This window comes from Streptomyces sp. NPDC088254, from assembly GCF_044740925.1.
Lineage (GTDB): Bacteria > Actinomycetota > Actinomycetes > Streptomycetales > Streptomycetaceae > Streptomyces.
Map to the genome: position 1 here is coordinate 398,281 of NZ_JBIURQ010000001.1, position 21,265 is coordinate 419,545.

The 21,265-nt window shown below is 71.9% G+C and carries 17 protein-coding genes and 1 pseudogene; 4 read left to right on the forward strand and 14 right to left on the reverse strand.

The features are described 5' to 3' along the window. Positions 1-43: 43 nt before the first annotated feature. The 5 genes and pseudogenes from ACIOC0_RS01775 to ACIOC0_RS01795 form a co-directional block, all read right to left on the reverse strand. Positions 44-705: pseudogene (locus tag ACIOC0_RS01775) on the reverse strand (response regulator). Positions 706-813: 108 nt separating this feature from the next. Beyond that, the gene (locus ACIOC0_RS01780) at positions 814-1,968 is read right to left on the reverse strand and encodes a low temperature requirement protein A (RefSeq protein ID WP_402151067.1); all 1,155 of its coding nucleotides are present in this window, start codon (positions 1,966-1,968) and stop codon (positions 814-816) included. 73 nt (positions 1,969-2,041) lie between these two features. Beyond that, positions 2,042-2,893: an alpha/beta fold hydrolase gene (locus ACIOC0_RS01785; RefSeq protein ID WP_402151070.1), complete on the reverse strand. Its 852-nt coding sequence runs from the start codon at positions 2,891-2,893 to the stop codon at positions 2,042-2,044. 52 nt (positions 2,894-2,945) lie between these two features. Next, on the reverse strand, positions 2,946-3,761 hold the full coding sequence (locus ACIOC0_RS01790) for an oxidoreductase (RefSeq protein WP_402151073.1): 816 nt from the start codon (positions 3,759-3,761) through the stop codon (positions 2,946-2,948). Positions 3,762-4,206: 445 nt separating this feature from the next. Then, complete coding sequence (locus ACIOC0_RS01795; protein ID WP_402151075.1) at positions 4,207-4,548, reverse strand: hypothetical protein; 342 nt, start codon at positions 4,546-4,548, stop codon at positions 4,207-4,209. 484 nt (positions 4,549-5,032) lie between these two features. Between ACIOC0_RS01795 and ACIOC0_RS01800 the strand changes: the two genes are divergently transcribed. After that, positions 5,033-5,611 carry a TetR/AcrR family transcriptional regulator gene (locus ACIOC0_RS01800; protein ID WP_402151078.1) on the forward strand — a complete coding sequence of 193 codons (579 nt, stop codon included), beginning with the start codon at positions 5,033-5,035 and terminating at the stop codon, positions 5,609-5,611. 524 nt (positions 5,612-6,135) lie between these two features. Here the strand turns inward: ACIOC0_RS01800 and ACIOC0_RS01805 are convergent. The 4 genes from ACIOC0_RS01805 to xylB all read right to left on the reverse strand — a co-directional run bounded on the left by ACIOC0_RS01805 (position 6,136) and on the right by xylB (position 11,930). Continuing rightward, positions 6,136-7,659: an aldehyde dehydrogenase family protein gene (locus tag ACIOC0_RS01805; protein WP_402151081.1), complete on the reverse strand. Its 1,524-nt coding sequence runs from the start codon at positions 7,657-7,659 to the stop codon at positions 6,136-6,138. A gap of 128 nt (positions 7,660-7,787) precedes the next feature. Further along, positions 7,788-9,056: a GAF domain-containing protein gene (locus tag ACIOC0_RS01810; protein WP_402151084.1), complete on the reverse strand. Its 1,269-nt coding sequence runs from the start codon at positions 9,054-9,056 to the stop codon at positions 7,788-7,790. A 157-nt stretch (positions 9,057-9,213) separates the two neighbouring features. Then, on the reverse strand, positions 9,214-10,419 hold the full coding sequence (locus ACIOC0_RS01815; protein ID WP_402151087.1) for an ROK family protein: 1,206 nt from the start codon (positions 10,417-10,419) through the stop codon (positions 9,214-9,216). 59 nt (positions 10,420-10,478) lie between these two features. After that, complete coding sequence (xylB, locus tag ACIOC0_RS01820; protein ID WP_402151090.1) at positions 10,479-11,930, reverse strand: xylulokinase; 1,452 nt, start codon at positions 11,928-11,930, stop codon at positions 10,479-10,481. A 149-nt stretch (positions 11,931-12,079) separates the two neighbouring features. On the opposite strand from xylB, the gene xylA reads away from it, so the two are divergent. Together xylA and ACIOC0_RS01830 are read left to right on the forward strand one after the other, a co-directional pair. Beyond that, positions 12,080-13,246, forward strand: coding sequence for a xylose isomerase (xylA, locus tag ACIOC0_RS01825; protein WP_402151093.1), 1,167 nt, complete (start codon positions 12,080-12,082; stop codon positions 13,244-13,246). A 388-nt stretch (positions 13,247-13,634) separates the two neighbouring features. Beyond that, a complete protein-coding gene (locus ACIOC0_RS01830; RefSeq protein ID WP_402151096.1) occupies positions 13,635-13,931 on the forward strand; it encodes a hypothetical protein in 297 nt (98 codons plus the stop codon). Between the two features lie 124 nt (positions 13,932-14,055). Here ACIOC0_RS01830 and ACIOC0_RS01835 read toward each other — a convergent pair whose 3' ends face one another. The 3 genes from ACIOC0_RS01835 to ACIOC0_RS01845 form a co-directional block, all read right to left on the reverse strand. Further along, positions 14,056-14,865: a class I SAM-dependent methyltransferase gene (locus ACIOC0_RS01835; protein WP_402153134.1), complete on the reverse strand. Its 810-nt coding sequence runs from the start codon at positions 14,863-14,865 to the stop codon at positions 14,056-14,058. A 267-nt stretch (positions 14,866-15,132) separates the two neighbouring features. Then, on the reverse strand, positions 15,133-16,434 hold the full coding sequence (locus ACIOC0_RS01840; protein WP_402153136.1) for an SWF or SNF family helicase: 1,302 nt from the start codon (positions 16,432-16,434) through the stop codon (positions 15,133-15,135). 56 nt (positions 16,435-16,490) lie between these two features. Next, complete coding sequence (locus ACIOC0_RS01845; protein ID WP_402151099.1) at positions 16,491-19,406, reverse strand: DEAD/DEAH box helicase; 2,916 nt, start codon at positions 19,404-19,406, stop codon at positions 16,491-16,493. A gap of 242 nt (positions 19,407-19,648) precedes the next feature. On the opposite strand from ACIOC0_RS01845, the gene ACIOC0_RS01850 reads away from it, so the two are divergent. Next, positions 19,649-19,831: a hypothetical protein gene (locus ACIOC0_RS01850; protein ID WP_130440180.1), complete on the forward strand. Its 183-nt coding sequence runs from the start codon at positions 19,649-19,651 to the stop codon at positions 19,829-19,831. Between the two features lie 46 nt (positions 19,832-19,877). Here ACIOC0_RS01850 and ACIOC0_RS01855 read toward each other — a convergent pair whose 3' ends face one another. Beyond that, complete coding sequence (locus tag ACIOC0_RS01855; protein WP_402151101.1) at positions 19,878-20,744, reverse strand: hypothetical protein; 867 nt, start codon at positions 20,742-20,744, stop codon at positions 19,878-19,880. A gap of 132 nt (positions 20,745-20,876) precedes the next feature. Next, positions 20,877-21,218: a hypothetical protein gene (locus ACIOC0_RS01860; protein ID WP_402151103.1), complete on the reverse strand. Its 342-nt coding sequence runs from the start codon at positions 21,216-21,218 to the stop codon at positions 20,877-20,879. Between the last annotated feature and the right edge of the window lie 47 nt (positions 21,219-21,265).

A 21,265-nucleotide genomic window follows, 5' to 3' on the forward strand; every position in this document is an offset into this window, starting at 1 on the left:
GAGCGTCCGGGTCGTCGGAAACCATCCCGAGCGCCCGACGGGGTCACCCGCCAGGACGAACCAGTCCGCTTTCGTAGGCCAAGACGACGGCCTGAATCCGGTCGCGAAGGCGCAGCTTGGTGAGGATCCTGGCCATGTGGGTCTTGACCGTGGTCTCGCCGAGGAACAGCTTCCCGGCGATCTCCGCGTTGTTCAGCCCGCGGGCCACCAGGCTCAGCACCTCGCGCTCGCGGTCGGAGAGCACGTCGAGTGTTGCGTCGGTGAGCGGAGCTAGGGCACCTGTGATGTAGCGGTCGATCAGCCGTCGCGTCACGGAGGGGGCGATGACCTTGTCGCCGCGCAGGACGCTGCGGATGGCCGCGACCAGCTCGGCGGTCGGCGCGTCCTTGACGAGGAAGCCGCTCGCTCCCGTCGCAGCGAGGCGTAGACGTACTCGTCGCGGTCGCACATGGTGAGGGCCAGTACCTGCGTCCGGGGCAACGCGGCCCGAACCTGCTCGGTCGCCGAGATGCCGTCCAGGCAGGGCAGCCGTACCTCCATGAGGACGAGGTCCGGGCGCAGGGTGAGCGCCTGCGCCACTGCCGCCTCGCCGTCCCCGGCCTCGCCGACGACCGTGAGGTCCGGCTGGCTGTCCACGACCAAGCGCAGGCCGGCCCGCATCAACTCCTGATCGTCGCAGATCAGCACGCTGGCCTCCTGCGTCATGGCGCCCGGCCAAGGCCCCGGCCGGCCCCGGTGACGAGGACGGTGTTGGTGGGGAGGTCCATGAGAAGCTCCGGTGAGTCATTCGGTGAGTGAGCGCAACGGTGGAGGTCAGCGTGGTGGGATGGGCTTCGCACGCGCCCTCCCCGGCTGATGGCGGTCTTCGAACACGGCCAGCGCGACGACGATTGCGGCGGCGATGACGGCCGACAGGTAGGCCGGGGCCTCCGTCGTGACCGCACATCCGACGACCAGGGCGGACAGCGTGACCAGCCGTGCCGGGCTCAGTGCGTCGAACAGGGTCGCCCCGTGCCAGGTCTGCGCCCCGACGTAGAGGGCCGGCCCGCCGAAGAGGAGCAGGTTCGTGGTGATGCCGGCGTGCTCCACCGGATGTGCGATGACCCGTTCGTCGCCCGTGGCGGCGGCGATGATTCCGGCGACGGAGGCCATGAGGCTGATGACGCCGCTGCGCCCCGCCCTGATGGGGTCCTCGGTCCGCTCGTAGTGGCGAACCACGTGTTCTGAGCGGCTGAAGAACAGCCAGAACAACGCGATGGTGCCGGTGAGCGCGGCACCGCTGGTCAGCAGGGTCATCGGCGCGTACGGCGCCGTGGTGAGCGCGGTGCCAGTGGTCATGATTGTCTCGCCGAAGGCGATGATCATGAACAGTCGGCCGCGTTCCAGCAGATGGCCGCCGGCGAAGGCGACCTCTCGGGAGTCCAGTCTGCGGCCTGGCAGTGGATGCGCCGCCCAGGTACCCGCCAGCTCGATCAGGATGGCGGCGGCCCACCAGGTCAGCCGCGCGCCGCTGTCGACCGCCGCGCCGATCAGCCACAGAGGTGCGGCCGCGACGAACCAGACCAGGACGCGGATGAAGTGCTCCTGGTTGACCCGGTCGAGGCCGACGGTCAGCAGCCATACGGTCCGGCCGATGTGAATGAGCAGGAAGGCGGCGACGAAGACCCAGCCGGCGTCGTCGAAGGCTCGTGGGATCGCGGCGTTCATGAACAGTCCCGCGAGCATGACCCCCAGCAGCATCCGTCTGGTCCGCGGGTTCTCGGCCGGGACGAGTGTGACCGCCCAGGTGGTGTACGCCCACGCCGCGTAGACGGCGAGATAGAGCACGAGCGCCTGGGCGGCGCCGGTCCAGGTGGGATGTACGAGGAGCCGGTGCGACAGCTGGCCGATCGCGAAGACGTAGACCGGGTCGAAGAACAGCTCCAGCGGCGTGACCTCCCGGCGCGCCGGGTCGCTGGTCACCTGCACGATGACTCTCCTCGGTGCGGGAGGCGTCCCGACTTTGTCGTGCCTCCTGTGGAGCCGGTGTCCGTGTGAACGGTCAGTCGGCGAGGAAGGCGCTCACCTGGCGGGCGAAGTCCTTCGCGTGCTGGAAGAGGAAGGCGTGCCCGGCGTCGCTGTAGGCGACGAGGGTGGCGTGGTTGAGGTGCTGGACGGCGGTGTAGGACGCCAGGGCGGGGATCATCGCGTCCTGCATGCCGGTGGCGTACAGGACGGGTTGCTTGATGGACGCCAGGTCCGCCCGCACCTGCTCGAAGGGGATCTGCGCGTCCTTGCCGATCGCGGTGATCTGGCCCAAGGCCGCCGCCTCGGACACGTCGGGGCGGCCGGTGGCCAGCCGGGTGGCCACCCTGGCGAGGTGCTCGTACCCGGCGGCGCGGCCGGTGTCCGTCTCGGGGAAGAACAGGAACACCAGGTCGTCCCCGGTGACCTCGGGCTTGGTCATGGTGGCCCGCACCTTCGGGTCCGGGTCGGGAGCGCCGGGTACCGTCCCGCCGGGGTTGGCGGCCGCCACGACCAGCTTGCGGACCAGGTGGGGCCGGGTGCGGGCGATGTGCTGGGCGACGGTGCCGCCCAGGGTCCAGCCGAGCAGATCGACCTGCGTGAGGCCGAGGGACTCGATGAACTCGACGGCGCCGTCGGCGAGTCCCTCGACGGAGTCGCGTGCGGTGCCGGTGGTGTAGCCGGTGCCGACGTTGTCGAAGACGATCACGTCGTGGGCGGCGGCGAGGTGGTCCAGGAACTCCGGGTCCCACCAGTCGAGGGTTCCGCGGACCCGGTTCAGCAGGACCAGCGGGATGCCGCCCCGGGGGCCGATGCGCCGGTAGGTGAACGTCGCGGAGGGGCCTTCCACGGTGAGGTCCTTCGCCGCGTCTGCCAGATAAGTGGTCATGGCGGGCTTCGCTTTCCTGTCGCTGCGTTTCATGACGGTGTTGTGGGAGTGGTCAGGCGGGCAGGCGGTTGAGCTTGCGCAGCTGCTGATCGAACATGCGGGAAGGGACGATGCGGCGCATGGTGCGCACGCGCCCGGTCACGGCGCCGGCGGTGTAACGCAGCTTCGGCTTGGCGTCGGTCGCCGCCGCGACGATCTCCTTGGCGACGACGGCGGGGTCGTCGCCGTCCTTGACCGCGCCGGCCATGTATTCCTCGAAGACGTGGCGCTGCTTGGCGTAGACGTCCAGAGGCCGGTCGGGCCGCACGCTGGCCGTGTCGAACGCCGTGTTGGTCCAGGCGGGTTCGACGAGCAGGGACCGTACGCCGTACTCGCGGAGCTCGTGGTCGACGGACTCCGAGTAGCCCTCGACGGCGTGCTTGGAGGCGGCGTAGACCGCCATGTAGGGCTGCGGCATGAAGCCGACGATGGACGAGATGTTGACGATCCGTCCGCTGCGCTGGGCGCGCATGTGCGGCAGGACGGCGTTCGTCATGCGGATGACGCCGAAGACGTTGATGTCAAAGAGGCCCTGCGCCTGCGCGGCGGAGCTTTCCTCAGCGGCGCCCGCTGAGCCGATGCCGGCGTTGTTGACCAGGACGTCGATCCGCCCGAAGCGGTCGATCACCTCGCCGACCGCGGCGCTCACCGAAGCGTCGCTGGTCACGTCGAGGTCGAGGAAGGTCACGCCCTTGAGGGGGGTGACCTTCGCGGTGTCGCGGCTGGTGCCGACCACCTCGTGGCCCGCCGCCACCAGCGCGAGCGCGGCCGCCTTGCCGATGCCGGAGGACGCACCCGTCACGAGGGCTACCGGACGTGTTGTCGCCATTGTGGGCTCCTGACTCATGGACTGCTTCTTCTTGCGGGGGTGGGGGCGCGGTGTCGGACGCGGACGCCCGTCATGCCGGGGTCCGTCGCCGCCGCAATCCTCAATCGGTTTCACCAATGTATCAACTTCTCGCCCAAGAGCAACATGACAGCATCAATTAAAGAGACATTCGCAGCGTTCACGTATCTCTTACGGAGGAGTCACGACGTCAGCGGGTCCTTCCCCGGAGTGCCCGCACCGCACCCGAGGGGCACCCGCTCGAGCACTGTGGGAGGCCTCTGTGTCGATGCCCGCCCCGCTGCAGCCCTCCGGACGGAGGCCGGTCGGCGGCCCGTGGCACGGCGATGCCCCGCCGGGCTCGGCGGTTCCGGCGGGGCATCGGGCGTGAGGCCGGTCTGCGGTCACCGCTCCATCGGCGCCGGCGACCGTCTCAAGGGGGTTGTTGTCAGCGGTCGAGGAAGACGTTCACCTCGGTGCCGAACTTGACGGCGTACTGGTAGAGGAAGCCGTGGCCGGCGTCCGGGTAAAGGTGCAGATGCGCGTTGGGGAGGTACTCGGCGGCGTTGACTGCCGTGCGCTCCGTGAATGCTCTGCGGGCGCGCGGGAGTCGGGGCTGACCCTGACCCGGCGACTTCGTCGAACCGGGCTCGCCTCCGCGCGCGTGTGAAAGCCCCAACGGGTCCGGGGCCCCCCTTGGATGCAGACCGGAGGTCACGGGCTGCGCGAGGGTGGGGGAGCTGGGAGCGACGACGTGGGTGAGCTGGGGGCGGCGAAGAGGCTCCCGCATGATCGGCATGTGCTGAAGTCAGGGATCGGCAATGTCGTCGGGAGTCGTCCCGGGCGCTCGGCTGCGTCATCCGCCAGGGTGAATCAGTCCGCTCTCTTCGGTCATGACGACAGCCTCTGTCCGGCCGGGCTCGAAGCGTCGAGAGCATGACAATTGCTCCGTTTGTGGCCGGAGGTTTGCCCCAGAGCGGTGGATCTGTCGTGCGCCGACATCGTGGGTTGCGCGAGCCGGTGCCGCCCCGGCTTCCGGCCACTGTCGCGACGCACCTGTCGAGTGGGCGCGGCGTGGAGGGTGAAAGCTTTGCCTGACCGGCGACTTCGTGGAGTCGTCACCTGTCGGGCGGTGCGGCATGAACTTTCATGCGTGTCATATATGTATCGGATAGAAGTGTATATGCAGCAGGAGAGCATCAGTTATCGAGGTACCCGTAGCGTTCACGTATCCTCTACGTGGGAACGAAAGCGAACGAGACAGGGAGACCGCTATGGGCCGACCGCTGCGGGCAGATGCCGAGCGCAGTGTGCGTGCGATTTTGGAGGCGGCCGAGCGGGTCCTCGCTGACGACGCCGGTGCCTCCATGGAGCAGATCGCCGAGGCAGCGGGGCTGACCAGGATCACGGTGCACCGACGGTTCGCGAATCGGCAGGCGCTGCTGGAGGCGCTCGCCGTCTCCGCGAAGCAGCAGCTCCTCGATGCCATCGGGGAAGCACGGCCCGACTCCGCCCCCGCGCTCGTGGCCCTGTACCGGGTGACTGCGAACGTCCTGCGGGTCAAGAACACCTGGCGCTTCACCCTCAGTCACGCCACGCCCCATACCGGCGCCGCAGCCGCAGTCTGGGAAGAGATCGACGCCTACACCGTCGAACTCCTCGCACGAGCGCAGAACGAGGGACTCCTCGCTCCGGACGCGGACCTGGACTGGACGCGGCAGGTGTATTACGCCCTCCTGAGCGAAGCCCTCGACAGGCCGGGCGCCAACCAGGATCCAGCCGCGCAAGACCCGGACGCGCTGGCCGCACTCGTCATCGACACACTCCTGTACGGCGCGGGACCGCGCGGCTGAGCCGCAACTGCTCGACAGGACGCCGGATCCACCGACCGACCGCCGGCGCCGCCGAAGCGTGCCGGCGACCCTCACTCACGCCTGGCGGCACTGGTCGGCCCACGTAGCCACGCGGACGCGCGGTGTGACACCTCGGCCCCTTTTCCCTGTACCCATACTTGTCCGCACGGCGTAGGGCCACCCGCCGCAACGGCCGCTGGGGCTCCACCCTGAGTGGCGGAGGGACCTGTGTGCTTGAAAGGGAATCCGCTGCGGGCGGGTTCGAGAGCCCCTTTCGAGTTGGCGCGATCGCATGTCAGCCCCGTGCCGTCTTGCTGTGCTTCAGGGGTGAGGATCGCACGCGGCACTGACAACGGCCTTGTTCACGTCAGGAGCTCGGGGCGGGCTTCCTCACGGCGGCCTCCTTGCGCGACCCTTTCCGGGGTCAGACGGTAGCCTTGAGAACCCAATTGATTGCACTGGGTATCTTTCACGTCGGGTTGCCTGGAACCCCACGATGCCCCCAGGCAACCCGATTTCAGGCTCTAGAAGAACCCAAGTTTCTTCGGACTGTATGAAACAAGAACGTTCTTCGTCTGCTGATAGTGCTCCAGCATCATCTTGTGCGTCTCGCGCCCGATCCCCGACTGCTTGTAGCCACCGAAGGCCGCGTGGGCCGGGTAGGCGTGGTAGCAGTTCGTCCAGACACGGCCCGCCTGGATCGCCCGGCCCGCGCGGTACGCCGTGTTGATGTCCCGGGTCCAGACGCCGGCGCCGAGCCCGTACGACGTGTCGTTGGCGATCTCGATGGCGTCGTCGAAGTCGTCGAAGGAGGCGACGGAGACCACCGGGCCGAAGATCTCCTCCTGGAAGACGCGCATGCGGTTGTGGCCCTCGAAGACCGTCGGCTGGACGTAGTAACCGCCCTTCAACTCGCCGTCGTACTCAGCCCGTTCGCCGCCTGTGAGGACCTTCGCGCCCTCCTGCCTGCCGATGTCGATGTAGGACAGGATCTTCGCGAGCTGGTCGCCGGAGGCCTGGGCGCCGATCATCGTGTCGGTGTCGAGGGGGTGGCCGGGTTTGATCAGTTCCGTGCGGGCGACGGCCGCGCGCAGGAAGTCGCCGTAGTTGCCACGCTGGATCAGGCCGCGCGACGGACAGGTGCACACCTCGCCCTGATTCAGCGCGAACATCGTGAACCCCTCGAGGGCCTTGTCGCGCAGGTCGTCGTCCTTGTCCCACACGTCGTCGAAGAAGATGTTCGGCGACTTGCCGCCCAGTTCCAGGGTGACCGGCTTCAGGTTCTCCGCCGCGTACCGCATGATCAGCCGGCCCGTGGACGTCTCACCCGTGAAGGCCACCTTGGCCACCCGCGGGCTCGACGCCAACGGCTTGCCCGCCTCCTCTCCGAAGCCGTTGACGATGTTCACGACGCCCGGCGGGAGCAGGTCGGACACCAGGCTCATCCAGTAGTGGAGCGAGACGGGAGTCTGCTCGGCCGGCTTGATGACGACCGCGTTCCCCGCCGCCAGCGCCGGCGCGAGCTTCCAAGCAGCCATCAGGACCGGGAAGTTCCACGGGATGATCTGGGCGACGACACCGAGCGGCTCGTGGAAGTGGTACGCCACCGTGTCGTCGTCCACCTCGCTGAGGGCGCCCTCCTGGGCGCGGACCGCGCCGGCGAAGTAGCGGAAGTGGTCGATGGCCAGCGGGATGTCCGCGGCCAGCGTCTCGCGCACCGGCTTGCCGTTCTCCCAGCTCTCCGCGACGGCGAGCGACTCCAGATGCGCCTCCATGCGGTCGGCGATCTTCAGCAGGACGTCGGAGCGCTCGGTCGCCGAGGTGCGGCCCCAGGCCGGCGCGGCCGCGTGCGCCGCGTCAAGCGCCCGCTCCACGTCCTCCGCCGTACCGCGCGCCACCTCGGTGAAAGGCTGCCCGTTCACCGGACTCGGGTTCTCGAAGTACCGCCCTCGAGCCGGCGGTACGTACTCGCCGCCGATGAAGTGGTCGTAACGCGCTTGGTAGGAGACGATCGCGCCCTCGGTGCCGGGCGCCGCGAAACGGGTCATGGTGGCCTGCTTCCCTCAGCAGCGCTGCCCGCCGTCGGGCAGCTCTCCGCCGGAGGTTAGGGAAGCGGAGGTTGCAGGGACGTTGCGAGGGCGGCGGAGGTCGCCGTGCCCCCGTGGCAGCGGTCCGTCTATACGCGCGGCCAGTGCCCCGGCGCCCTGAGTTCCGACTCCAGCGCGCACAGGCGCGCCCGGATCGCAGCCGTGGGACGGGCCGCCGCCAGCGCCCGCCATACGGCGAGGTCGTCCTCGCCCCACGGCGTGTACACCCAGTCCGCCAGCAGATCCGGGTCGCTGCGGGCGATCAGCATCGCGCGCAGGGCTTCGGCGAGGCGGCGCCGGAGCCGTACGACCGCCGGCGCCCGCGACGCCGGCAACAGCGGCCCCGCGTATGCGGAAACGGCCGCCGTCACCGCTCCTGCCGCCAGGCGCCGTTCGACGGCCGTGACGTCCGACTCGACGGCCGCTGTCAGCCGGTACGGGCGGGAGGCCAACAGCCCTGGACCCAACACCCCGCGCAGTCGGGCGAGTTCGGCCCGCAGTGTCACCGGTGTCACCGACTCGTCCTCGTACAGCGCGCACAGCAGCTCGTCGCCGGTCAGACCTTCCGGATGGTGCGCGAGCAGCACCACGATCTCACTGTGCCGGGGACTCAGCCTCAATGTCCGTCCGGCAAGGACCAGTTGCGCCTCGTCCCGGCCCAGCGCGGCCAGCTCGATCATGGTGGACCGTGGACGCTCCGGCGTGAGCAAGGCGAGTTGGGACTCCGCGGCGCGCGCGACCGCCTGGACGAAACCCAGGCTGTGCGGGTGCGCCAGCCCGTCCCCTCCGGTGATGTCCACCGCGCCCAACACCCGCCCGGTGCGGGGGTCGTGCACCGGGGCCGCGGCGCACGTCCACGGCTGTACCCGGCGGATGAAGTGCTCGGCTGCGAACACCTGAACCGGACGGTCCACGGCGACGGCCGTGCCCGGGGCGTTCGTCCCGACCGCGTTCTCCGCCCATCGCGCCCCCGGCACGAAGTTCATGCGCCCCGCCTGGCGTCGCGTCGCCGGGTGGCCTTCGACCCACAGCAGCCGGCCGTGTGCGTCGCACACCGCGAGGAGATGCTCCCCGTCGGCGGCGAACGTGCCCATGAGTTCGCGGAACAGCGGCATCACCCGCGCCAGCGGATGCTCGGCCCGATGGGCGCCGAGGTCGCCGTCGGTCAACTCCACGTCCGCCGTGCCGTCGGGGCCTACCCCTGCCCGCGCCGAACGCCGCCACGAGTCGGCCACGACGGCCCGCACCGGCCGCGGCACCGTGCCCGCCGCGGTGAACGTCTCGTGGGCGCGCCGCAGTGTCCGTACCCGCTCGGCGGGGTCGGCCCCCGGTTCCAGGGCCACCCAGGGATCGGTCAAGTCGGCCTCCCGAAGGCGATGCTGGGGACATCGTCACTCCGAGTGCGCGCCGAGACAACCGTTTGGGGCGGGGGTGTGCGGCGCGGGTCGCAACTGCGTTGTTCCGTACGCTGTTCACGTCACGGCATGTGTCGTTGACGGGGGGTGGAGGTGCCCGTCACCGTCCCGATACCGCCGCCGGATCGTCCAGTACTGTCCGTACCACGGAGTGCGCCGCTCCGAGCAGTGGTCCCTCCGGGCCCAGCCGGGAGACCAGGACGGGGCACGGGGGGCCTGCCGTGCGCCGGGCCAGCTCCGATTCCAGTGACGGCAGCAGCCATGGCGCCAGCCCCGCCAGAGCGCCGCCCAGCACGACGCCTTCGGGGTCGAGCAGGTTGAGCGCCCCGGTCAGGGCGATGCCCAGCGCCGTGCCCGCCTCGCGCAGGGCGCGTCGTACGTCCTCGTCGCCGTCCGTCGCCCGGCCGGCGAGCAGGCCCACGCGGTCCCCGCCCGGCTCCAGTCCGGCCGCGCGCAGCACCGCTTCCTCGCCGGCGTACTGCTCCAGGCAGCCCCGCCCGCCGCACACGCACGCGGGGCCGTCGGGGCGGACCGGCACGTGGCCCAGTTCGCCCGCGAACCCGCGTGTGCCACGCAGCAGACTGCCGTCCACGACCAGCGCGGCACCGATGCCGATCTCGGCCGACACGTGCACGAAGTCCCGCGGGGTGTCCTCCACGAGCCAGAGCTCGGCCAGCCCGCCGAAGTTGGCCTCGTTGTCCACCGTCAGCGGGTACGCGTCGGGCAGCAGCGGCCCCAGGTCCACGTCGTTCCAGTCGAGGTTCGGCGCGCGGACGACCGTGCGGCCGTCCCGGGCGACGAGACCGGGGACGGCCACGGCGAGCCCCGCCGGCCACAGCCCCTCGCGTTCCGCCTCCGCGACGACCTGGCGCACCAGGCCGGTGAGCTCCCCGATCACCGGCTCGGGGGCCCGGCCCCGGTTCGTGCCGTGCCGCACGGCACGCGCACGGACCTCCCCGCGCAGATCGACGGCGCACACCGCCAGGTGGTCGACGCCGACCTCGGCGCCGATGCCCGCCGGGCCGTGCCCACTCACGGCGAGCGCCGAGCCCGGCCGGCCCACGCGTCCGGGCCGCTCCGGTCCCAGTTCCTCGATCAGGCCGGAGCGTATGAGCTCGTCGACGAGGGTCGACACCGCTGCCCGGGTCAGACCGATGCGTGAGGCGACCGCGGCCCGCGAGAGCGAGCCCTCGGCGCTGACGGCGTGCATCACCCGGGCCAGGTTGCGTCGGCGCATGCCCTGCTGGGTGTCCGGCAGCGCGCGGGCGCGGCCGGTCGGGAGGGCGTCGTGCGGCGGTGCGGTCATACCGTCATACCTTTATCGCTTTACCGGTGTGTCTGTCGCTTTACCGGTGAGTCTGATGTTCAGCGGACGGTGCTCCGCTCGGACCGCTCCAGCAGCGGGGATGCGTCGGAGAGTACCCCGGCGATCCTCGCGAGTGTCGCCTCGTCCCGCTCAACGGCGTCCAGGACCGGGCCCCGGGCGGTGTTCCAGCGCCGGGCGACCGCAGCCGGGTCCTCGCCGGTCAGCAGGCCGGCAGCCTGCGCCGCAGCGCCCAGCGCCACGAGCTCCTTGGCCTCGGGGATCTGCACAGGCCGTCCCGACAGCCGGCGCACCGTCTGCTGCCAGGCCGCTCCCCGGGCGCCGCCGCCGATCAGGAGCAGCGGCGCTGAGCGGTCCGCCTCCTCCTCCAGGACGAGGTCGAGCGCGCCGAGCAGGGAGTGGACGGCGCCGTCGTAGGCGGCCTGGAGGAGCTGGCCGGCGGTGGTGTCGTGGCGCAGGCCGTGCAGGAGGCCGGAGGCGTTCGGCAGGTTCGGGGTGCGTTCGCCGTCCAGGTAGGGGAGGAGGGTGAGTCCCGCGGCGGGCTCGACGGCCTCGCGGTCCAGACCGAGCAGGGCCGCGACGCGGTCGACGGCGAGCGTGCAGTTCAGGGTGCAGGCCAGGGGGAGCCAGTCACCGTGGGCGTCGGCGAAGCCGGCGACCGTGCCGGTGGGATCGGCGGGACGCCGCTTCGACACCGCGTACACCGTGCCCGAGGTGCCGAGGCTCAGCACCGGGGCGCCGGGACGCAGCCCGAGGCCGAGCGCGGCCGCCGCGTTGTCGCCGGTGCCCGGAGCCACCAGGGTGCCCTTGGAGAACGGCAGGTCGTGGCTGTCGCGTACGGTGCCCGCCACCTCGCCGGGCCGCACCACGCGCGGGAGCAGCGCGGGGTCGAGGCCCACATGGGCGAGGATCTCCTCGTCGTAGCCCTCCGTCCCGGACGCCCACCAGCCGGTGCCGGAGGCGTCGCCCCGGTCGGTCGTGCCCTCGCCCGTGAGCCGCTCGGTGAGGTAGTCGTGGGGGAGCCGTACGGCCTTCGTCGCGCGCAGGGAGTCCGGCTCGTGCTCGGCGAGCCACGCCCACTTCGTCACCGTGAACGAGGCCGCCGGGACGGAACCGGTGCGCTCCGCCCACGCCTTCGCCCCGCCCAGCTCCTCCACCAGCCGGCTCGCCTGAGGGGCGGAGCGCACGTCGTTCCACAGCAGCGCGGGACGCACCGGCTCACCGTGCTCGTCCAGCGTCACCAGCCCGTGCTGCTGCCCGCCGACGGACACCGCGGCCACCTCGTGCGCCGCGTCGCCGCACTGACGCAGCGCCTCCCGCAGCGCGTCCCACCACTGGCGGGGGTCGCTCTCCCGGCCGGCGCCGGAGGTCACCGTGTGCGGCGCCTGGCCGCTCGCGACGACCTGCCCGGTGGCCGCGTCGACGACCAGCACCTTGGTGGACTGGGTGGACGTGTCCACGCCGACGACGAGCGGACCCTCGGCTGCTGACATCGGGCTCTCCTCAAGTTTTTGCGCGGCTCTGCGGGATCTGTCTTCCCAGAGATGCGTCCGCATACTAATTTGTAAACGGCCATGACGAAATAGTCGGCGAACAGTCGTCGAGACAGTGGCGAGACAGTCTTCGAGCAAGGAGCCGTGGCATGAGCTACCAGCCCACCCCGCAGGACAGGTTCACGTTCGGTCTGTGGACCGTCGGCTGGCAGGGACGGGACCCGTTCGGCGACGCGACGCGGCGTGCCCTCGACCCGGTCGAGACGGTGCAGCGCCTGGCCGAGCTGGGCGCCTACGGCGTGACCTTCCACGACGACGACCTGATCCCGTTCGGGTCCTCCGACAGCGAGCGCGAGGAGCACGTCAAGCGCTTCCGCCAGGCCCTGGACACCACCGGCCTCACCGTGCCGATGGCCACCACCAACCTGTTCACCCACCCCGTCTTCAAGGACGGCGCGTTCACCGCGAACGACCGTGACGTGCGCCGTTACGCCCTGCGCAAGACGATCCGCAACATCGACCTGGCCGTCGAGCTCGGCGCGAAGATCTACGTCGCCTGGGGCGGCCGTGAGGGCGCGGAGTCCGGCGCCGCCAAGGACGTGCGGGCGGCCCTCGACCGCATGAAGGAGGCGTTCGACCTCCTCGGCGAGTACGTCACCTCCCAGGGCTACGACCTGCGCTTCGCCATCGAGCCCAAGCCGAACGAGCCCCGCGGCGACATCCTGCTGCCGACCGTCGGCCACGCACTCGCGTTCATCGAGCGTCTGGAGTGGCCCGAGCTGTACGGCGTCAACCCGGAAGTCGGCCACGAGCAGATGGCGGGCCTGAACTTCCCGCACGGTATCGCGCAGGCGCTGTGGGCGGGCAAGCTCTTCCACATCGACCTCAACGGCCAGTCCGGCATCAAGTACGACCAGGACCTCCGCTTCGGCGCCGGCGATCTGCGCTCCGCCTTCTGGCTCGTCGACCTGCTGGAGAGCGCCGGCTACACAGGCCCCCGCCACTTCGACTTCAAGCCGCCGCGCACCGAGGACCTGGACGGCGTGTGGGCGTCGGCCGAGGGCTGCATGCGCAACTACCTGATCCTCAAGGAGCGCGCCGCCGCCTTCCGCGACGACCCCGAGGTCCAGGAGGCCCTGCGCGCCTCCCGCCTCGATGAGCTGGCCCAGGCCACCGCCGCCGACGGTCTACAGGGTCTGCTCGCCGACCGCACGGCGTTCGAGGACTTCGACGCCGACGCGGCCGCCGCCCGCGGGATGGCCTTCGAGCGGCTCGACCAGCTGGCCATGGACCATCTGCTGGGCGCCAGGGGCTGATCACGCACGCGTGTGCGTGCGGGCCGGTCGGTCGAGGGGCCGTGCCGGCCGCCGTGAGCCGGCCGCGAGGCCGATGCCCGTCAAGGGAGGCCTCCGCACGGAATACGCCGGAATCATGCCTTCCATGGCATGAGCGCGTACCGACTTCCGTGCGGAGGCCGCGCGCCCGGCGGTGCGCGGCGACGCTGGACGCATGGCCACGCCACCCGTACCGCCCAAGCCGCCGGGCCCTCCCGGCCCCCCTGGCCCTCCCGGTCCGCCCTGGTCGTCGGGACCGCCCGGACCTTCCGGGCCCGACGACACGCCGCCCTGGGGCGGCTTCGGGCCGCCCTCCTCGCCGCCGGGCCCGCCTGGCGACCCCGGCAGGCGGAGGAACCCGCTCATCGCCGTGCTGGCGCTGCTGGCCCTCGCCGTGGCCGTCGTCGCCGTGGTGGTGATGGCCACCGGCGGCGACTCGCCGGACGACGGCCCTCCCTCGAGCGGCAGCTCCTCTCCCGCGCCCTCGGTCAGCCTCCCGGTGGAACTGCCGAGCGGCTTCCCGAGCGAACTGCCCTCAAGCCTCCCGACAGGGCTGCCGTCCGGCTTCCCCACCGAGCTGCCGACACAGCTGCCCACAGAGCTTCCGAGCGAGCTGCCGAGCGAACTCGAATCGCTTCTGCCCTCCCTGGGCGGATCACTGCCGTAGCCGAGTGCCGTCCGGTGCGCCACGCGCACGTGTGTGCCATGCGAGGCCCGCACGCACGCGTGGCGGGCGTGCGGCTGCCGTACACGTACGCGTGCCCCGGGCGTATGCGTGCTGCTGTACGACGTCAGCGGCGCGCGCGAGCCACAAGCGCGGCGTGCGGCAGCGTCAGGCCGCCCGTGTCGTCGGCGAACTCCGAAGCGAACAGCTCGAAGTGGCGCCTGATGTCGGCGCGGACCTCAGGGGTCTGGCTCTGCACCATCTGGCCGCCGAACGCCACGCCGCTCGCGGGACCGCTCCACCACTCGTCGACACTCGTGCGGTGGTCCCAGCGCAAGGTCTCGCAGTCCGCCTCGCGCAACCCCGCCGCTGTCAGCAGTCCGGCCAGGCCGCTCTCGTCACGGCGGAAGTCGTCCTCGGCGGCGAGCCCCGTGGGCAGGTGGGGCGGACGTTCCGCACCCGCGGCCTGGAGCGCGCGGCCGAGCAGAGCCTGCCCCGGGGCCGGCGGCGCCGCCCAGACGGTCAGCGCGATCCTGCCCCCGGGCTTCAGGACGCGGCGCAACTCTCCCAGGGCGTCCCGGGGTCGGCCGACGTGGTTCAACACGAAGTTGGCCACCACGGCGTCGAACTCGTCGTCGGCGAAGGGCAGCTCGGGCAGGGCGGCCACGCGTACGTGTGCGGTCGGCGCTGCCCGCTCGGCCAGCTCGATCATGCTGGGCTCCGCGTCGACGGCCGTCACCGTCGCACCCCGTGAACAGGCGGCGGCAGCCACCGTCCCCGGCCCGGTCCCCACGTCCAGGATCCGCACGCCGGGGCCCGCCTCCACGGCGTCCAGCAGCAGCGGCACCGGATGGGCGCACAACTTGGCGTAACTGGCGACGTAGGCGGCGCCACGGCCCGCCCACATCAGCCGTTCGCACTTGTCGAAGCTGGTCAGCGTCATCCGTTCCCCGTTCTCGTGATGAATCGTCTCGTTCCGCGGTCAGCGGGAGCACGACCACGGTGATCAACGTGAACGATACGTAGAACGGCACCTCAGCCAGGGCGGCGGACCACCGGCGCTCGTGATCCCCGGCCGACGTCGGTCGCGCGTACAGGCGGCGACTGCCGGTCTTTCTCGGCCCTGTCCACGGCTCCCTGCCCGACGGGCAGCGCGTGGGATCCCGTGCCCGTCATCATCCGAGGCCCGGCCGCGCCCTCCGCCTCACCCACCGTCCTCGCCTACGGTGTCGATCGAGGCCAGTGCCGTGGCCGGGTCGAGTGCAGGGGCGCCCGCCGGCGTCCAGCGTCCGTGCTCCTTGCGGTACGGCCACCAGCGGCCGTCGCGGCCCAGCCTCAACTGCGAGGACGTCCCGGTGACGGTCCACCGGTTGGCCCTCGCCGTCAGCGGTGGCCGCTGGTCGTCGTCCCAGGCGGACCGGAGAGCGGCACGCACGCGTGTGAGCGTCTCGCCCTTGACGCTCCACTCTTCTTCCAGCACCGACAGGGCGGCCACGCCCCCGAGCCGCCAGGCCCGGACCGCCGAGGCCAGCTGTTCGGGACTGCGCCCCGAGCCGACGGCCAGGCGCTGGGTCACGGCGTCCGGCGGACCCGCGTCGACGGCACGATCCGCCGCCAGCCGCACGGCGTCCTGAGCAGTCGTCAACCCCGCTGCCCACGCGTGCCGTTCGGGCGCCTCGCTCAACGCCCCCGCCAGCAGACGCCAGGCCTCCGCCGCCGTGCTCACCGCCAAGGCTCGCAGCGCCGCCGGATCCACGTCCGCAGGGGGCGGAACGTCCGTGTCCCACGAGGGCGGCAGGCCCGCCTGCGCCGGCAGCTCGGGCACGGCGGGCAGCGGAGGCAGGGCACGCCCGGCGCGGTACGCCTCCGCCGCGTCCACCCCCTCCGGCGGTGCGGGGGCAGCCCCGGTCGGAGCGGCGGCGCCGCGGGCCTGGAGAGTGCCCAGCAGAGCGTGTTCGGGGCGACCCCGGAGCAGGAGCAGGACGAACGGATCCTGGTCGAGCAGCCGCGCCACCTGGTAGCACAGCGCCGCCGTGTGACCGCAGTGGTCCCAGGCGCCGCAGTCGCACCGCGCCTCCAGATCGCCCAGGCCGGGCAGCAGATCGACGCCGGCCGTCTCCGCGTCCTCGACGAGATGCGACGGCATCTCGCGATCGAGCAGGGCGGCGACATGACCGGCGCGTTGCACGGTGAGGTCGAGGAACCGGTCCCACTGCGCGTCCGACAGGACGTCGAGCAGTACGTCGGCCCGGTGTGACGCGCCGTCACGGCCCTGGACGACGGCGGTGACGCGACCCGGCCGCACCGACACCGCGCCCACGCCTCCCGCGCGCGCGAACCTGCGCCCCGTCCGCACCTGCTCGGCGTCCAGCGCCCCGCCCTCCAGGGACGCCAGCCAGGCACGCCCCCACCAGGTCTGCGCGAACCCCCTCCCAGGTGCGGGAGGCAGCGCCGCGAACGTGCGCTCCCCGTCGCCGTCGTGGGCGCTGTGGTGACGGCGATCCAGGTCGCCGCTCTGGGTGTCCTCGTAGTCCCCGTAGTTCCCGTAGTCCTCGTACCGGTTCACGACGTTCCCCCTCGCAGTTCCACCAGTGCCGCCAGCTCGGCGTCCGTCAGCTCCGTGAGCGCCGCCTCGCCGGACGCGCCGAGCACGGCGTCCGCGAGATCCTGTTTGCGGCGCAGCATGGCGGCGATGCGGTCCTCGACCGTCCCCTCCGCGATCAGCCGGTGCACCTGCACGGGCCGGGTCTGGCCGATGCGGTACGCCCGGTCGGTGGCCTGCGCCTCGGCGGCGGGGTTCCACCAGCGGTCGTAGTGCACGACGTGCTCCGCGCGCGTGAGGTTGAGGCCGGTGCCCGCCGCCCTCAGGGACAGCAGGAACACCGGCACCTCGCCCGCCTGGAAGCGGGCGACCATCGCCTCACGTTCGGCCACGGGCGTCCCGCCGTGCAGGAACTGCGTGGGCACGCCGCGTGCCGCCAGGTGCCGTTCGAGAATGCGTGCCATGCCGACGTACTGCGTGAAGAGGAGGACGCTCGCCTCCTCGGCGAGGAGGGTGTCCAGCAGCTCGTCCAGGAGCTCCAGCTTTCCCGAACGCCCAGAGGTCGTCGGTCGTTCCTCCTTGAGGTACTGCGCCGGATGGTTGCAGATCTGCTTGAGCGAGGTCAGGAGTTTCACGATCAGACCGCGCCGTGCCATGTCGTCGGCCTCGGCGATCGCCGCCAGCGTCTCCCGCACCACGGCCTCGTACAGACCCGTCTGCTCCGGTGTCAGGGACACCGGCCGGTCGGTCTCGGTCTTCGGGGGGAGTTCGGGGGCGATGCCCGGATCGGACTTGCGGCGGCGCAACAGGAACGGGCCCACGAGTCGCGCCAGGCGCTCGGCCGCGGCCGGGTCCCCGCCGGCCTCGACGGCACGCGCGTAGCGCGCGCGGAAAGTCCCCAGCCGCCCCAGCAGGCCTGGCGTCGTCCAGTCCAGGATCGCCCACAGCTCCGACAGGTTGTTCTCCACCGGAGTGCCGGTGAGCGCCACGCGTGCGCGTGCTCCGATGGTGCGAAGCGCCCGCGCGGTCTCCGAGTACGGGTTCTTCACGTGCTGTGCCTCGTCCGCGACGACCAGGCCCCATGGCACTGAGGCGAGGCGAGGCGCGTCCTGCCGCAGGGTGCCGTAGGTCGTCAGCACGAACTCGCCTTCGGCCACAGCCTCCAGGCCGCGTCGCGGCCCGTGGAAGCGGCGCACCGGGATGCCGGGCGCGAACCGCTCGATCTCCCGCTGCCAGTTGCCCATCAGCGACGTCGGGCACACCACCAGGGTCGGTCCGGCGGCCGAGGGGTCCGTCTGGCGGTGCAGGTGCAGGGCGATCAGCGTGACGGTCTTGCCGAGGCCCATGTCGTCCGCAAGACAGCAGCCGAGCCCCAGCGACGTCGTCCGGGCCAGCCAGTCGAGTCCGTGCCGCTGGTAGTCGCGCAGCGTCGCGTCGAGCGCGGCGGGCTGTGCCACCGGCTCCTGCCCGTCGGTGTGGGCCAGCCGCTCCCGCAGGGTCGCCGGCCAGCCGGTGGGAACAACCTCGACCTGGCGGCCGTCCACCTCGGCGGAGCCCGTCAGAGCGGCTGCCAGCGCGTCGATCGGGGTGATCTCGAGGTCCTGTCGTGCCCGGGCCCGACTCAGCTCCCCGGGGTCGATCAGGACCCATCGGTCGTGCAACCGCACCAACGGGCGATGGGCTTCCGCGAGACGGTCCAGCGCCTCGCGCGTGATGTCCCTGTCGTCCAGCGCGAACCGCCAGGAGAAGGAGAGCAGGGCGTCAGCGGACAGGAACGACGGCGATGCGGAGCCGGACCTGTCCGGGCTCTCGCCGTCCTCCGGAGGCCCCACCACGGCGTGAGCCGTCAGTGTGCGGGCCAGCTCCTTCGGCCAGTGCACTTCGACGCCCGCGCCCGCCAGCGCACGCGTGCCCTCCCCGAGGAGTTCAGCGACCTCCTCGTCATGGAGCTCCACGGCGTCCGGGACGGCCGCCGACAGCAGGGGCGTGAGCGCGGGCCACGCGCGTGCGGCGCGGCGCAGTGCGAGCAACGTGTCCACGCGCGCGTGCGGACCGAACGCCCGGTGCACGGGACCGCTTTCCTGCCACACCTCGGCGGCGTCCGCGACGAGGGTGGGATCGCCGACGCCGTGCACCTGCGGCACGGCCCGGAACGCGGGCGCCGCCTCGTGCGGTGGCGAGGCGGACAGCCCGGACACCTCGATGCGCAACGAGACGCGCACCCCGGCGTCGTGTCCGGCGGCGACGTCGGCGGCCCACGCGCGCAACTGCGGTGCGTGCACGGGCAGCAGTCCGGAGTAGGCCGGTCCGCCCGTCAGCAGGGCGGCGGCGGGGGAGCGGGGGAGGGTGTCCGCGACCGCGTCCAGGAAGGCGCGCAGCAACCGCTCCGGGTCGGGCAGCCGCAAGGGCGGGCCGTCGTCCAGGGGCACGGCGTGCGCCTCGGGTGGCATCGCCGCGGCCAGACGGCGCACCCGGTCGACGTCGTCAGGGCACAGGGGGCCCGCACGCCAGGCGTCGTGATCGTCCTCGGACAGGCCCGGCAACAGCAGGCCGCGGGCGACGAACTCCAGGGCGGTCAAGGTCGCCGCACCCCAGAAGGCGACGGCCCGGTGTGCGCCCGACGCGGCCCACGCGCGCGTGAGGAAGGGCAGTGCCTCGTCCAGGGGGACATGGACCGCGGACACGCGTACGTGCTCCACGCCGCCGTCGTCCGCGAGGCTGACGACGGACAGCGCGCCGCACGACGCCGACTTGAGAGCGGGCGGCCCCGACGCGCCGGCGGGCGGCCATGGTGTTCCGTCGGGCGGGGCGGCGCTCCCGTCCGGCTCCCAGAAGGCGAACTCGCCTGTGCGTGCGGGGACGCCGGGCAGGAAGACGGCAGGACGGCGAACCAGTTCGAAGGTCTCGGGCGGTGCTTCCGCGGGAACCCGGCGCACAGTGATGAACCCACTCCTCAAATTTGACTACTGAAGGTCGATTGCCGAGAGTACAGCACTCCGCGGGGGAACGAGCACCGGATTTCCCCTGGACGACCTTTCCCTCGTGAGTACCTAGGGGACGCGGATCAGGGAAGACTCAGGGACGAGCCCGGAACCGCGCGTCGCGGGGAGCCGTTTCACAGACAAGAAGCGGTTTTCGCAGACGGAGAGCGGCAACGGCCGCGAAGGAGGCGACGCACATGTCGAAGAACGCGAAGATCGCCGCGGGAGGTGTGGCGGTCGGGCTGCTTCTGCTGATCTGGCTGCCCTGGTGGGCGTCTCTTCTGATCGTGCTCGGGGTTCCCGCGGCGGCGTACCTCACGCTGGACCCCTCGCAGCGGCGCAGACTGCGCCGTGTCACCCGCAAGGAACTCGGGCGCTGACGGACGGGGCCGCGGCGCGGCCCCGTCGTCCGCTCCCCTTAGGGGCTCAGATGGGGCGCACAGCCATCTTGTCGAGCGCTTCGAGCAGGCCCGGCAGTTCGGGGCCCCGGCCGACCGGCAGCACCTCGCCGGGCTCGTCGTCGAGCAGGACGAACGCGATGTCGTCGGTGCGGGCCACCAGCGACCAGCCGGGGCCGTCGGCACGCAGGGTGCGCGCGTCACCCGGGGCGAACGAGGACCTCACGCGGCCCAGCGGGGGCGGGGTGTCCACATACGTGCGGGCCTCTGCGAGGACGCGCCGGACGCCACTGTGCCCCCGCGCCGCGGGCTTTCCGGCCCCTCCCGCGGCCTCGGCGTCCTTGGTCACCTCCGCGGCCTCGGCGGGCTCGGATCCGTCCCGCGGGGCCGGGAACTTGGAGTCGTCGATCTGCTCGCGCCACTGGGCCCACTGGAGCGCGATCTCGTCGGCTCCCAACCTCCGCTGCGCCGGGCCCCAGACCGTCGTGTCCGGCGGCGAGAGCGCGGGCCGGCCCGCGACCTCGGGGTCAGGGTCGTGCGGCGCGGGCACCCCGGGGGCGGCTACGGCGACCGCCAGCGGCCAGCCGGGCAGCGCCGCGACCACCGTCCGGTCGTCGGGGGACAGGTCGTACTCCATGCCGCAGTCCCACGACGCGATGGCGACCGCCACCAGCGACACGTCGTCGATGACGACCGTCCACCGGGCGCCCTCGCCGTCCTGGCCCAGCACCAGGCCGTACCCGTCGGCGAGCGGCGCCAGACCGAGCGCCGCACAGGCCTCCGGGTAGTCGTCGCCCAGCACACTCGGGAACTTCGCCGGCGTCAGCAGTACCGCCGTCAGCACGTAGAGCGCCTCGTCCGCGGCGGCGACGGCGTCCTCGTCCGTCCCGGCCATCCCAGCCTCCCCAGGGTTCGTCCAATCGCGCGCACCCTAGTGCGGCGGGAAGGCGCTTGTCACGGCCCCGGGAGACACCCGGAGCTGCAGTTTTCCTCCGACGGGGCGAATCGCCTCGCTTGTCGGCGAATGTCAGGCGGGCGGCAGCCCCAGCAGCTCCCTGGCCACCGTCCGAGGGGACTCGCCGCGCTCCCGCGCGAGCGCGATGACCGCCCGGCACGCCAGTTCGTTCACCCCGAAGGACAACGCCTCCGGAGAGACCCAGCCGGCCGCTTCGTCGATCCGGTCCTGATCGTTTTCCGCGCAGCCCGAGACGTACACGGCGGCCGCTTCGAAGAGGTTGTGCGCGCGCTTCCGGCCGGGGCGCCGCTCACCCTCCTCGCGCCCGCCGTTGGCCCGCCCTCCGTCCCGACGTGCCTGCGCACGCGTTCCGGCGAGGACTCTTCCCCAGGTCTTGCGTATGCCCTCCGACATGCTCCACCGCCCTTCCCCTGCGTGATTCCCCCATCCGGAGGCGTTCA

Excerpts from the sequence above, each read along its gene's own strand:
- xylA (WP_402151093.1), top strand. The coding sequence starts at position 12,080 with ATGAGCTACCAGCCCACCCCGCAGGACAGGTTCACGTTCGGTCTGTGG.
- ACIOC0_RS01815 (WP_402151087.1), bottom strand. The coding sequence starts at position 10,419 with ATGACCGCACCGCCGCACGACGCCCTCCCGACCGGCCGCGCCCGCGCG.
- ACIOC0_RS01790 (WP_402151073.1), bottom strand. The coding sequence starts at position 3,761 with ATGGCGACAACACGTCCGGTAGCCCTCGTGACGGGTGCGTCCTCCGGC.
- ACIOC0_RS01855 (WP_402151101.1), bottom strand. The coding sequence starts at position 20,744 with ATGGCCGGGACGGACGAGGACGCCGTCGCCGCCGCGGACGAGGCGCTC.
- ACIOC0_RS01805 (WP_402151081.1), bottom strand. The coding sequence starts at position 7,659 with ATGACCCGTTTCGCGGCGCCCGGCACCGAGGGCGCGATCGTCTCCTAC.
- xylB (WP_402151090.1), bottom strand. The coding sequence starts at position 11,930 with ATGTCAGCAGCCGAGGGTCCGCTCGTCGTCGGCGTGGACACGTCCACC.
- ACIOC0_RS01795 (WP_402151075.1), bottom strand. The coding sequence starts at position 4,548 with ATGCGGGAGCCTCTTCGCCGCCCCCAGCTCACCCACGTCGTCGCTCCC.
- ACIOC0_RS01785 (WP_402151070.1), bottom strand. The coding sequence starts at position 2,893 with ATGACCACTTATCTGGCAGACGCGGCGAAGGACCTCACCGTGGAAGGC.
- ACIOC0_RS01860 (WP_402151103.1), bottom strand. The coding sequence starts at position 21,218 with ATGTCGGAGGGCATACGCAAGACCTGGGGAAGAGTCCTCGCCGGAACG.
- ACIOC0_RS01850 (WP_130440180.1), top strand. The coding sequence starts at position 19,649 with ATGTCGAAGAACGCGAAGATCGCCGCGGGAGGTGTGGCGGTCGGGCTG.
- ACIOC0_RS01800 (WP_402151078.1), top strand. The coding sequence starts at position 5,033 with ATGGGCCGACCGCTGCGGGCAGATGCCGAGCGCAGTGTGCGTGCGATT.